The sequence below is a fragment of the Billgrantia zhangzhouensis genome (genome assembly GCF_021404465.1).
GTDB classification, from domain to species: Bacteria; Pseudomonadota; Gammaproteobacteria; order Pseudomonadales; family Halomonadaceae; genus Halomonas; species Halomonas zhangzhouensis.
The window spans coordinates 12574-25105 of sequence record NZ_JABFTT010000010.1 but is presented as its reverse complement, the minus strand read 5'-3'; the positions used below and the strand labels follow the sequence as shown (position 1 = coordinate 25105).

12 protein-coding genes are annotated in these 12532 nt (G+C 63.4%); 7 read left to right on the top strand and 5 right to left on the bottom strand.

The annotated features are described in order from the left end of the window. Positions 1-10 precede the first annotated feature (10 nt). Positions 11-1465 (top strand): sodium/glutamate symporter, encoded by a 1455-nt coding sequence (locus HOP51_RS13590; protein ID WP_234274443.1) that lies wholly within the window; start codon positions 11-13, stop codon positions 1463-1465. A gap of 102 nt (positions 1466-1567) precedes the next feature. Here HOP51_RS13590 and HOP51_RS13585 read toward each other — a convergent pair whose 3' ends face one another. Beyond that, on the bottom strand, positions 1568-2365 hold the full coding sequence (locus HOP51_RS13585) for an amidohydrolase family protein (RefSeq protein WP_234274442.1): 798 nt from the start codon (positions 2363-2365) through the stop codon (positions 1568-1570). Positions 2366-2530: 165 nt separating this feature from the next. Here HOP51_RS13585 and HOP51_RS13580 point away from each other — a divergent pair, with 165 nt between their 5' ends. The 6 genes from HOP51_RS13580 to HOP51_RS13555 are packed head-to-tail and all read left to right on the top strand — an operon-like array spanning position 2531 to position 8456. After that, entirely contained in the window at positions 2531-3289 is a 759-nt protein-coding gene (locus HOP51_RS13580; RefSeq protein ID WP_234274441.1) for a GntR family transcriptional regulator, read from the top strand. A 51-nt stretch (positions 3290-3340) separates the two neighbouring features. After that, entirely contained in the window at positions 3341-4303 is a 963-nt protein-coding gene (locus HOP51_RS13575; protein WP_234274440.1) for a Bug family tripartite tricarboxylate transporter substrate binding protein, read from the top strand. 23 nt (positions 4304-4326) lie between these two features. After that, on the top strand, positions 4327-4806 hold the full coding sequence (locus HOP51_RS13570; protein WP_234274439.1) for a tripartite tricarboxylate transporter TctB family protein: 480 nt from the start codon (positions 4327-4329) through the stop codon (positions 4804-4806). A gap of 13 nt (positions 4807-4819) precedes the next feature. Next, the gene (locus tag HOP51_RS13565; protein ID WP_234274438.1) at positions 4820-6331 is read left to right on the top strand and encodes a tripartite tricarboxylate transporter permease; all 1512 of its coding nucleotides are present in this window, start codon (positions 4820-4822) and stop codon (positions 6329-6331) included. Positions 6332-6382: 51 nt separating this feature from the next. After that, positions 6383-7051, top strand: coding sequence for a response regulator transcription factor (locus HOP51_RS13560; protein ID WP_234274437.1), 669 nt, complete (start codon positions 6383-6385; stop codon positions 7049-7051). Between the two features lies 1 nt (position 7052). Continuing rightward, on the top strand, positions 7053-8456 hold the full coding sequence (locus tag HOP51_RS13555; RefSeq protein ID WP_234274436.1) for a sensor histidine kinase: 1404 nt from the start codon (positions 7053-7055) through the stop codon (positions 8454-8456). Here HOP51_RS13555 and HOP51_RS13550 read toward each other — a convergent pair. The 4 genes from HOP51_RS13550 to HOP51_RS13535 are packed head-to-tail and all read right to left on the bottom strand — an operon-like array spanning position 8425 to position 12477. Continuing rightward, complete coding sequence (locus HOP51_RS13550; protein ID WP_234274435.1) at positions 8425-9432, bottom strand: AbrB family transcriptional regulator; 1008 nt, start codon at positions 9430-9432, stop codon at positions 8425-8427. The two genes, HOP51_RS13555 and HOP51_RS13550, sit on opposite strands and share 32 nt — an antisense overlap. Positions 9433-9435: 3 nt before the next feature. After that, positions 9436-10944, bottom strand: coding sequence for a tripartite tricarboxylate transporter permease (locus tag HOP51_RS13545; RefSeq protein ID WP_234274434.1), 1509 nt, complete (start codon positions 10942-10944; stop codon positions 9436-9438). An 11-nt stretch (positions 10945-10955) separates the two neighbouring features. After that, complete coding sequence (locus HOP51_RS13540; RefSeq protein ID WP_234274433.1) at positions 10956-11411, bottom strand: tripartite tricarboxylate transporter TctB family protein; 456 nt, start codon at positions 11409-11411, stop codon at positions 10956-10958. A gap of 58 nt (positions 11412-11469) precedes the next feature. After that, complete coding sequence (locus HOP51_RS13535) at positions 11470-12477, bottom strand: Bug family tripartite tricarboxylate transporter substrate binding protein (protein WP_234274432.1); 1008 nt, start codon at positions 12475-12477, stop codon at positions 11470-11472. Positions 12478-12532: the final 55 nt, after the last annotated feature.

The window sequence follows — 12532 nt, the reverse complement described above, 5'->3', positions numbered from 1 at the left end:
GGGTAACGACATGACCATGACGGTGGGCGAGCTTTTCATTGCCCTGGTACTCGTCTCTCTGGTGCTGTTGGCAAGCAACATTCTGCGCAACTTTTCCCCCTGGCTCCGCCGCCTGTTCCTGCCCAGCTCCGTGGTCGGTGGGCTGATCCTGCTGCTGCTGGGCCCCGAGGTACTGGGACGAGCCGTCACGGCCCCTTTCGACAACCCGGCGGGGCTGTTCCCCGAGTACGTCTTCGAGAGCTGGGCCGCCCTCCCGGGGCTGCTGATCAACGTGGTGTTCGCTGCGCTGTTCATCGGTCGGCCGATCCCCGGGCTGCGCACCATCTGGATGCGTGCCGGACCGCAGGTGGTGGTTGGCCAGACCATGGCCTGGGGCCAGTACGTGGTGGGTCTCACCCTGGCGATTCTGGTATTAGCTCCCGTCTTCGGCATGAATCCCATGGCCGGCGCGCTGATCGAGATCGGTTTCGAAGGGGGCCACGGAACGGCGGCCGGCATGGCGGACACCTTTGCCGAGCTGGGTTTCGAGGAGGGCGCCGACCTGGCGCTGGGCCTGGCCACCATCGGCATCGTCTCGGGCGTACTTATCGGTACCTTGATGATCAACCTGGCCGCCCGGCGCGGAGTCATCTCGCTGAACGACACGGGCTTGACCTCCGAGGCATTGGACCGGGCGCAGGAACAAACCGAGCAGAACGAGCGCCCCTCCACCGAAGACTACAGCGAGTTCAAGAAAGACTTGGCCCAGGAGGAGGAAACGGCCGACCCCCTGAGCCTGCACATCGGCTTGGTCGGCATCGCCATCGTCATCGGCTGGCTGATCCTCAGTGCCCTGCAGTGGATCGAACAGCGGACCTGGGCGCGAGACGGCGGCCTGGAAGTCCTCGCCCATGTGCCGCTGTTCCCCATCGCCATGATCGGCGGCGTGATCGTGCAGCTGTGTGTCACCCGCTTCGGCCTCGAGCCACACGTCTCTAGCCGTACCATGTCGCGCATCGCTGGTACCGCTCTCGACTTCACCATCGTCGCGGCACTGGCCACGCTATCGCTCACCGCGCTGGGCGAATACCTGATTCCGTTCCTGCTGCTGGCGGCGGCCGGCATCGCCTGGTGCCTGTTCGTGCTGATCGTTATCGCCCCACGAGTGATTCCCGAGAACTGGTTCGAGCGTGGCATCGGCGACTTCGGCCAGTCCATGGGCGTCACCGTCACCGGCCTGCTGCTGATGCGCATGGCCGATCCCAAGAACCGCTCCGGCGCCTTTGAAAGCTTCGGCTACAAGCAGCTGATGTTCGAGCCCGTTGTCGGTGGCGGCCTTTTCACCGCCGCCTCGCTGCCGCTCATTGCTCAGTTCGGCGCGCCTGCCATCCTGGGCTTGGCCCTGGTATTGACCCTCGCCTGGCTGATCTTCGGCCTGCTCTACTTCGGCCGCATGGTGCCGGATCGCGGGCGCGGCAGGTGGTGACGGCAGCATGGGCGTAACGTGACAGCTGTCACCCCGGTGTGTCACGCCCGACCATCTACCGCCGCATGAAGCGGCTGGGCATCGTGCCGCCGAACCAGGCCTTCAATCGAGACGAAACAGCTCCCGCGGGGAGCAGTCCAGGATCACGTGCCGGTCGTCATCATCGCGGACCCACTCGGTCAGCCAGTCGAAGGTGTCGCGATAGCTGTGCTTGTCCTCATGGCGGGTCCAGGGCCAGTCGCTGCCCCACACCAGCCGCTCGCGCCCCAGCTTGTCCAGCAGCTCGCGAACATGAGGTCGCAGGTCGCGCACGGGGGAGCGATAAGGTGCCGACAACTTGACCCAGGTGCGAGCGTATCGACCGGCTTCCAGCAGCAGTCGAAAACCGGTATCAACGGCGGGTTCGGCCTCGACGGGCAGCCCGATGTGATCGATCACCAGCCTGACACCATGCTCGTGCAGCGCTGGGAATAGCTCTGGCAGGCGATCCCCCTCGAGATGCAGCTCCAGGTGCCAGTCCAGTACCTTCAGCCGGTCCAGAAAATCGATCCATTGCGGATCGTTGAGGTCAGGAAGTTCGCGGCGCCGTTCGATGAGATTCCAGCGCACGCCGACGATGCCGGCTGCATCGAGCTGGCGCATCTCGGTCAGGCTGGCCTCCTTGGGAAGTTGAACCACTCCCCGGTAGTTCTCACCCAACTCGCTGAGGATTCTCAGCAACTCACGATTGTCGTGGCCGAGAAAGCTCGGCTGAACCAGCACGCCACCGCGAAGCTCACATGCCTCCAGATGCGCCTGCCACTCATGCAGGGGCGCCGGTCGTGACGGACGATAGTTGGAGCCCTTGGTCTCATCCACTTGCGAATAGACGTGGGCGTGACAGTCGTATCCTTGCTTCACTCTGGTTTCCTCACCCTGGCTTCCTCATCCGTCAGGTCCTAACCGCTAACACGCATGGTCATCCTGACTAGACTTAAGTCTAGTTCTCTAGAGAACTGGTTGACTAGAAGTATACACTCGTCTTTAGTGACGACAACAAGGCAGCGAATCCAGGAGACCGAACCCATGTGTGCATTGCGCATGCCCCAAGCCGACGGGCGCCTTCCCCTCTATGCCCGGCTGCGCGACCAGTTGGCGTCGCGGATTGCCAATGGAGAGTGGTCGCCGGGCGACACGATCCCCTCGGAGAACCGCCTGGCCGAGGAGTACGGCGTGGCGTTGGCCACCATGCGCATGGCACTGAAGCAGCTCGTGGACGAAGGCCTGCTGGAACGGCGTCGGGGCACCGGTACCTTCGTCAAGCAGCCGGCTTTCCGCGCTGACCTGTTCCGCTTCTTCCATGTTTACGACGCCGACGACCCCGACGGCTCCGTGATTCCCGAGAGCCGCATCCTCAGTCGCCATGAGGTCGAGACGCCCGACGAGGTCCGGCTGGCCTTCGGCGAGTCGAACACGACACGCTGCCTCAAGCTCGAGCGCGTTCGCCTGTGGTCCGGCGAACCGATGCTGTTCGAGGAGGTTTACCTGCGGCTGCCCGATTTCGAAGGGCTGCTGGCGCTCGATCCCAAGGACATGGGACCGCTGCTCTACCCTGTTTTCCTTCAGGAGTTCGGGATTCTCATCACGTCGGCGACGGATGAGCTTTCATTCGGCACCGCCACCCAGGCAAGCGCCAGGCACCTGGAACTGCCTGCCAATTCGCCGGTTGCCGTCATCGAGCGCATCGCGCGCGACCCCGTGGGCCGCATCATCGAATACCGCCGCGTGCATGGCCGTCCCGAACGCTTCCGCTATCGCGTCACTCTCGGCGAGCAACACGCCTGAAGCGGGCCTCGACATCCGCCCCCATCACGATTCCAACGACAGGTACGACAAATGAAAACCACGCTGCTCCTCACCACCGTCACCGTGTCAGCCCTTGCCTTCACCCAGGCCATGGCCAGCGACTATCCCAACCGCCCCATCGAGGTCATCGTGCCGGCGCCGGCGGGTGGCGGCACCGACAACGTGGCACGCATGCTCAACCAGTATCTCGAGGCGGAACTGGGCCAGCCCGTTGCCGTGCTCAACGTGGCGGGAGGCGGCGGCGCCATCGGCGTCAACCAGTTCTCCCGGGCGCGCCCCGATGGCTATACCCTGCTTTCCACCTGGAACAGCCCCATCACCACGGTGCCGCATATGCAGCGCGTGCAATACTCCTACGAGACGCTGACTCCCATCACCAGTACCTCGCAGAGCGCCTATACCCTCTGTGTCGCACCTGATTTCCCGGCCGAGAGCGGCGAGGAATTCCTTGCCGAGCTGCAAGCCAACCCCGGCAAGTACACCTATGGCAACGATGGCGTCGGCGGCACCATGCGCCTGGCGGCGGAGCGGATCTTCGAGGCCTACGACATCACCGCCCGCCCGATCCCCTTCGGCGGCGCCGGCGAAACCCTGCAGAACTTCCTCGGCGGCCACGTCGACATCTACGGCGGCTCCATCACGCCGGTGCTGCCTTATGTCGAGGAAGGGCAGGCAAAGTGTCTGCTGGTGACTTCCGCCGATGACAACGAGGCCCTGCCGCAGGCATCCGGCCTCGCCGCCCTGGGCCATCCCGAGCTCGAAACCGTGCTCTGGCGCATGATGCTGGGCCCCGAAGGCATGGAGGAAGCGCGCGCGGAAGCGGTCGCCGACGCCGTGGCCCGCGCCGTGGAACAGCCGGAGTTCCAGGCGTTTCTCGCCGCTCAGGGCGAAACACTCAACCTGGTACGCGGCGAAGCACTGCACGAGCGCCTGAAGCAAGAAACCCAGGCCATCGGCGGAACCCTGGAAAACCTCGGCCTCAAGCAACAGTAACCGGCAAAGGCATCGATAAGACCATGAACCACAGAGATCTCTTCTCTGGCATTGCCTTCCTCATCATTGGCATCACCATCGTCTGGATGGGGAAGGACTTCTTTGCCGATGCCGCCTACGTTCCCATCGGGGTAGGCACCCTGATGGGCGCGTTCTCCCTGCCCTTGATCTGGCGAGGCATGAAGAGCGTGCTGGCCGCGCACGCAACGACCGACTCCGCCGCAGGTAGCAACACGACGACTCACCCTGCACCCGCCCTGGTCGATCATCCGGCGCGCTTCACCACGACCCTGAGCTGCTGTCTGGTGTACTACGCAGCCCTGCCGATCGTCGGCTTCTATACCACCAGCGCCCTGTTCATTACGCTGTTAGCCGTGCTGCTGGGAGAGCGGCGGCCCGCCGTGGTAACGGGCATCGCCCTGGGCTTCATCACGCTGCTGTACGCCCTGTTCGCCGTGGTGCTCAAGCGCCCCTTGCCCGTCGAGTTCTTCCTCGCCTCCTAGATAGGTCCAGCTCATGTTCGAATCGCTCCTGAATGCGCTCCCGGTGGTCCTGCAGTTCGGCTCGCTGATCAGCCTGTTCGTCGGCACGCTGATCGGCATCCTGATCGGCGCGCTGCCCGGCTTGAACCCGGTCATGGCCATTGCCCTGATGCTGCCGCTGACCTACGGCTTCGACCCCATCATTGCCCTGGGGCTGGTGGCCGGGATCTACAACGGCTCCATGTACGGCGGCGCCATTCCCGCCATCCTGCTCAACATCCCCGGCACGCCCGCCGCTATTGCCACCACCTTCGACGGCTACCCGATGACACGCAAGGGCGAGGGCGGGCTGGCCCTGAAGACGGCCTGCTGGTCGTCCGCCATCGGCGGTATCGTCAGCGCCCTGGCCCTGATGACGCTGGCTCCCATGCTGGCCAAGGTGACCCTGGCATTCGGCCCTGCGGAGTACTTCTGGGTGGCCGTGTTCGGCCTCGTCAGTATCGCCGTGCTGGTCGGCAAGGATGTCAGCAAGGGCATGCTCAGCGCCCTGCTCGGCGTCATCATCGGCCTGGTGGGCGTCGATGCGATCAGCGGTGAAGAGCGCTTCACCTTCGATACGCTCTATCTGGTGGGCGGCTTCGAACTGCTTATCGTATTGATCGGGCTATATGCCGTGCCCCCTGTGCTCGAAATGGCGGAAAGGCGCAACGAATCCTACTTCAATGCCGACAGTTTTCGCGCCAAGCCGAGTGGTGGCAGCCTGGGCCTGCTGCGCCGCCACTGGCGCACCTGGAGCCGTTCTTCGCTGATCGGTGTGGCCGTGGGCATTTTGCCTGGCGCCGGCGGCAACCTGGCTGCTCTGCTCAGCTATAACGAGGCCAAGCGCAAGGCGACGGACTCCGAGACCTTCGGCAACGGCAATCCGGTCGGTATCGCCGCGGCGGAGTCCGGCAACAGCGCCGACAATGCAGCGGCCATGATCCCCTCGCTGACGCTGGGTATTCCCGGCAACCTGATCGCGGCACTGGTACTGGGCGCGCTGATGATCCATGGCCTGCAGCCCGGTCCACAGCTGTTCACCCGCTCTCCCGACGTGGTGTTCGGCTTCATGTGGCAGATGCTGCTGACGGCCATGCTGCTGTTGCTACTCGGCGGCATGGTGGCGACTCGCCTGTTCGCCCAGGTGCTGCGCATGCCCTCCGCGCTGCTGGTGCCCACCACGCTGGTGCTGATGGCGGTAGGCGTGTATACCGTGAACGGCAACGTCACGGATCTCTATGTGATGCTGGCCTTCGGCCTGGCCGGTTACCTGCTCAACCGGCTCGGCTTCCCGCTGGCACCCGTGGTGCTGGGGGTGCTGCTGGGCCCCATGGCAGAGCAGAACTTCCGCCTGACCATGCTGATTGCCCAGAACGACTGGACGGTGCTGTTCACCCGCCCCATCTCACTGGGCATCGTCGCTCTGCTGGCCGTGGTACTGCTCTCCCAGGCCTGGAAAACGCTGCGCCAGCGGCCACGCCCGGCAGCACACCCGGGGCGACAGTGAACATGCCGATTCGTTACCATTCATGCTTTTGAATTCGCATCGGGATCGCGCATGAAAGCTTTGGTCATCGAAGACAACTCCAACCTGGCCATCTCCATCGCCACCGTTCTCGGCGAGGCAGGCTTCCAGGTCGAGACTTGCGACGATGGCCAGACCGCCGAGCAGTGGCTGCGCCATCTTTCCTTCGACCTGATTCTGCTCGACCTGGGATTGCCCAACCTGGATGGTATTCACGTGCTGCGGCGCCTGCGCGCTCGGCAGGACAACACGCCGGTATTGATCATCTCGGCCCGCGACGACCTCGATCAGCGCGTGCTGGGCCTGGAGGAAGGCGCCGACGACTATCTCGGCAAGCCCTTCTCGTTAGTGGAAGTGGTCGCCAGGGCCAAGGCCTTGGTACGACGGGCCAAGCAGTTCGGCGAGAAAAGCTTGCACTGCGGCGACGTCGAGCTGCCGCCCGACAGCCCGGCCGTGCTGGTAGGTGGGCAGCCGATCACGCTGCACCGCCGGGAGCGCGAGGTGCTCGAATACCTGTTGATCAACCAGGGGAGACTGGTGAGCAAGGCGCAGCTCATCGACCGGCTCTCGGACCTGGACGACGCCATCTCTCCCAGCGCCATCGAGACCTACATCTCACGGCTGCGCAAGAAACTGGGCAACGGCATCCAACTGCGTACCGTGCGTGGGCTGGGCTACCTGCTCAACGCCAAGCCTCACTGACATGACCTCCATTCGCTCCCGCCTGCTGCTGTGGATCGGCCTGCCCTTTACTCTCGTCGGCCTACTGACCCTGGTCACCAGTTACTACGTGCTTGCCCGGCAGATCACCGAAACCTTCGACGACATGCTGCTCAACGCCGCCGAGCGCCTGGAGCGACGAATCTACTCGGTAGATGGCGAGCTGCGCATCAACATGCATTACTTCAGCATCAGCACCCTGGGCAGCCGCGGCGATGGCAAGATCTTCTACCGGATACGCGATGCCGAGGGCAACATGCTGGCGGGCTTCGACGGCCTGGAGGCCCCTCCTGGTCCGCGCGACGAGCCGCGGTTCTACGACACCCGCTACGCCGGCAATACGCTACGTGCCGTCGCCACCACCTTCCCCGTGGTTCGCTCGACCCACAGCAGCCAGATCGAGGTGCTCGTGGCCGAGTCGACCGAAGCACGGGAAAGCCTGATCAATGAGTTCCTGCTCACGCTCTCGGTCCTGATTGCGCTGGGCGGCCTGCTCGCCGTGAGCATCGCTCTGCTGGCCATTCACCGCGGCCTGGCGCCGCTACGCTCGATCAGCCGCTCGCTGCGGCGCCGTTCGCAGAACGATCTCGAGCCGATCGAAGCTGAAGTGCCTAGGGAAGTCTCCACCCTGGTCGCCAGCATCAACGGCCTGATGCAACGCATGCGCCAGAGCATCTACAACACCCAGCAGTTCAATGCCGACGTCTCGCACCAGCTGCGCACGCCACTATCGGAGATTCGCGCCCTGGCGGAGCTGGCCGTGCGCCAGCCCGACACCCCCAGGGCCAGGCACAACCTGCACGAGATCGGCCGTATCGCCGAGAGCGCCGGCTACATGGTTCAGCAGTTGCTCACTCTGGCCAAGGCCCGCCATGAGCTGGTGGACGCTTCCGCCATGACCGAGATCGATCTCGCCGGGACCTGCCGTGAGGCCTGCACCGAGGCGATCTCACGCATCTACCAGCGTGGCCAGGAACTGGAATTCTGCGCTGCCGACGAGGGCGTCTGGATCTTTGGTGACAGCGTGATGCTGCGCTGGCTGGTGCAGAACCTGATCGAGAATGCCAGCCAGCACGCCGGCGGCAGCCAGCTCTATCGCGGCACTATCTACGTGGCCGTCTGCCGCTGCCCCAATGGGATGCAACTGCGGGTCAGCGACGACGGCGTCGGCGTAAGCCCACAACAACTCGACCGGATTACGGAACGCTTCTACCGTGCCAGCCCCGAGACACCGGGCAGCGGCCTGGGCCTGGCCATCGTCGACGAGATCGCCCGCGCCCATGGCGCCAGCCTGGTGTTCGGCAGCCCCCCGGGCCAGGGGCTGACGGTGACGGTGACCTTCCCCCATCCGAGGCCTAACGAGCCAGCCGCCGGCCTAGCGAAATGACCACCGGCGTGGCAAGAATCAGCAGCAGCAGACGCAGCACATGGTGCGTCACCACATAGATGGGATCCACGTCCAGCGCCACCGCGATAACCGCCATCTCCCCCACCCCACCCGGCAGCAGCGCCAGCAGAGCAGCGATGAAGGTGTGCGGAGTAAAGGTCGACAGCAGCCAGGCGGCAGCGACCGCCATCAGCACGGCATACAGCCCGAACAGTAGGCCGTAACGGCCAACCTGGACGATCCGCTGCCAGGGCGTGCCAGCGAAGCGCGCCCCCACCGAGCTGCCCAACACCAGGAAGGTCGCCACCAGCAACATGTCGGGCAGCACCACACCATGGCCCAGCGTTGCCAGCACCGCCCCCACGGCCATGGGCCCGAGAAATTCCGGTAGCGGAAAGCGCAACAGTCTGCCCAACCACCAGGAGGCCGGGGCCAGCACCAGCAGTGAGATGTCCTGCCAGCCCACCCCATTGCCCTCACCGAGCGCAATGCCACCGGCCAAGTAGCTAGCCATGAAGGCCGCGGAAGCCACCACAATGACCAGGCGCATGGCATGGGTGATGGCGATCCAGCGGATGTCCACGCCCAGGCGCTCGGCCAGAATCACCGTGGCGTTCATGCTGCCCGGGAAAGAGCAGAACACAGCGCTCAGCCGGCTCATGCCGCTGGCGGAGAACAGCCAGGTGCCTCCCGCCAGCATCGCGACCATGTAGGCGAGCATGGTCAGCACGCTGGGGTACCACTCCAGCAGGTGCGACAGCTCGCCCAGCTCGATTCGGTTACCGATGAACAGCCCCAGCATGGCGATGGAGCAGCGATGTAGCCGCTTGTCGATACCCGCTCTCACGCCGGCCAGAGAAGCGATCAGCACCGCGAAAAGCGGCCCTAGCATCCAGGCCATGGGCAGGGAGACAAGGGCGGCAATGCCGCCGCCCAGAGCCCCGATCAGCAATGTCGAAACGGTACGTTGCACCATCGATCAGGCGCCGGCCGTACGCTGGCGGTCCCTGAACCAGCCCACCAGGCGCTGGCCGAACAGCGACACCAGCAGCAACGCCAGTATGATCAAGGTCACCGGTCGCTCGAGCACGTAAGCCAGGTTGCCGCCACTGATCTGATAGGAGTGCAACAGCGATTTCTCCGCCATCGCTCCCAGCAGCATGCCGATCACCGCGGCGGGTACCGAGTAGCCGTAGTGACGCAGCAGCCACCCTACCACCGCGAAGATCAGCACCGTGGCGGGGCCGGTCATGTTGCCGGTCAGGCCAAAGGAGCCCATCACCGCCAGCACCAGCACCGAGGGGATCAGGTAGCGCATCGGCACCTTGACGATGTTGGCCAGCAGCGGAATGAACAACAGGCCGATCACCATCAGCAGGAAGACCTGGGCGAAGTTGGCAAAGATGATCGCGTAGACTACGTCGGTCTGCTGACGGATGAACTGCGGCCCGCCAGTGATGTTGTGCATGGCGAAGGCCGCCAGCATCACCGCGGTGGCACCGCCGCCCGGAATGCCCAGCGCGAGCAGGGTCGCCATGGAGCCCGCCTCGGAGGTGCTGTTGGCTGACTCCGACGCCATCACTCCCTTGGGGTTGCCTTTGCCGAATGAAGAAGGATCCTCATCGCGGCGCTGCGTTTCCACGTAGGAGAGCAGGTTCGAGACCGACGAGCCCACGCCCGGCACGGCACCGACGAACACGCCGATCAGCCCGCCGCGAATCAGTACCCAGGGGTAGGTCACGGCCATCTTGAAGCCCTGGAAGATCTCCCCGATCCGCACCTTGCGCGAGGCCTCGGATTCGACGATGTAGCCCTTGTTGGCGAGCTTGAACAGCTCCGAGGCAGCGAACATACCCATCATGGCGGGGATCACCGGCACCCCGTCGAGCAAGTAGGCCTGCCCCATGGTGCCCCTGGCCATGCCCAGCTCGTTGAAGCCAATGGTGCCCACCAGCATGCCCACGAAGCCAGCCATCAGCCCCTTGAGCATCTGCTCGCCCCTGAGGCTGGCGATCAGCGTCATGCCCCACAGGATGATGGCGAACATCTCCGCCGGCCCCAGCTTCAACACCATGAAGGAGAGCGGCTGAATCATCATGAACAGGATCAGGTAACCCATCAGCACGCCGACCACCGACGATGCCAGTGCCACGCCCAGCGCCTGGTTGTGCTTGCCCTGGCGCGCCATGGGGTAGCCATCGAAGGCGGTAGCAATGGCCGAGGAGGTACCGGGTATGTTCATCAGGATTGCCGGAATGCCGCTACCGAAGGACCCCCCGGTGAAAATCGCGGTAAGGAAAAGCATGGCCTGCACGAAGTCCATGTACAGCGTCATGGGCAGGAAGATCGCCATGGCCATGGAGATCTGCAGGCCCGGCGTGGCGCCGAAGATCAGGCCGATGACGATGCCGGGGACGACGACCATCCACGGCGCGAAACTCGAGAACAGCAGGGCCAGCCCCTGCTCGACGGCGGCAAGATCGATCATGGTGTCGCTCCTCAGTCCGGCAGAACCAGCATGTGCATGGGATAGGGCAGCATCTCGGCGAAGAAGAGCGCCACGCCGAAACCGAAGGCCAGGCTATAGCCTCCCAGCAGCAGCCAGTTGCGCTCCCCCTTGAGCAGTAGGAACAGCGCGACGAACACCACCGTGGCCACATCGAACCCCAGCGTCTCGAGCGAGATCACGTAAGCGGCGAAGAGCCCCACCACGGGCAACGTGCGGTAGAGCGGCTCTCCTTCCTCCCCCTGGCGCTGGAACAAGGTGCCGTGCTTCAGGCGCAACATCACCTCCAGCAGCACGATGGCCAGCACCACGAGGGAAAGCGGGAGAATCAGCAGAAGATTCTGTACGGCCGACGAGACCCGAATGGCGTCCAGCAGGTACCACAGGGTGAAGCCGGCCAAGGCCATGAGGACCAGCAGGTCCCCATAGTCGCGTTTGTTGGTGGACATGAGACGACTCCAGGCGGTCCCGGCCAGCTCTGACCGGGACCGCAGCGTACGGAAGGATTCAGTTCAGCAGGTGGGCGTACTGCTCGAAGACCTCGTAGTTTTCGCGCATCAGCTCGTTGGAGCGTTCCGGGCCGACCCAGACACCACCAATGTCTTGGCCTTCAAGATAGTCCTGAACCTCCTTGCGGGATAACGTATTTTCAACTGCATTAGCTAGCGCCTCAAAACGTTCAGGGTATTGACGCTCAAACTCTGCAGAAACCGCTAGGCCACGCATAGAGCCTTGAAAAATTGGAACTTCCATATTGAATGGCTCAAGAGCCTCGTTGAGCGCTGGGGCATCCCATTGAGAGACTCGCTCATCATTGACAATGGCCAACGGATTCAGGAACTCTCTGATCCCTTCACTGCCTTGGGCGCTAATCGCAATGAAATCCACTTGGCCACCTGCAACGGCAGATCGGGCTTCACCACCATTTTGGTAAGTCACTAAATTGAGATTTTCTTGTGGAATCCCCATTTCATCAAGCAGCATTCTTGTCGTCAGGTGACCAGCAGACCCCTGAATTACAGCGCCTCTCACCCGACCAGGACTATTCTTGATGTCTTCTAACAAAGCAGCCAGATTCTCGTACCCTGAATCTCGATTAGCTGCAATGATATCCATATCAAACCACTGAATATTAATAAATGAGAAATCCTCAATGGAAAAGTCGGCGCCATTGGCAACAATTGCGTTGGGGAGGTATGGCGCGAAAGTTGAGGCTAGAACACTATAGCCATTATCCTCGGCACTAAGAATATAACTAGCAGCCAGCTGGCCACCGGCCCCCGGGCGGTTGGTGACACGTACCGGAACGCCCAATTCCTCCGCCAGGAAGTTGGACATGGAGCGCGCCAGGCGGTCGGCGCTGCCGCCGGTCCCGAAGCCCACCACCAGATCCACGGGACGATCCGGGAAGTCGTCGGCCGCCACGGGGGCCGTCATCGTCAGCGAAGCCAGCAGGGCTGCGAGGGTGCCGGTCATGAGCACTTTCCGACCGGTCTGTGCAATTCCTTCAAACATGGCGTGAAATATCCTTCATTGTTGGTTTCTTGCCGGGGCTCGCCCCGGCAGCTCC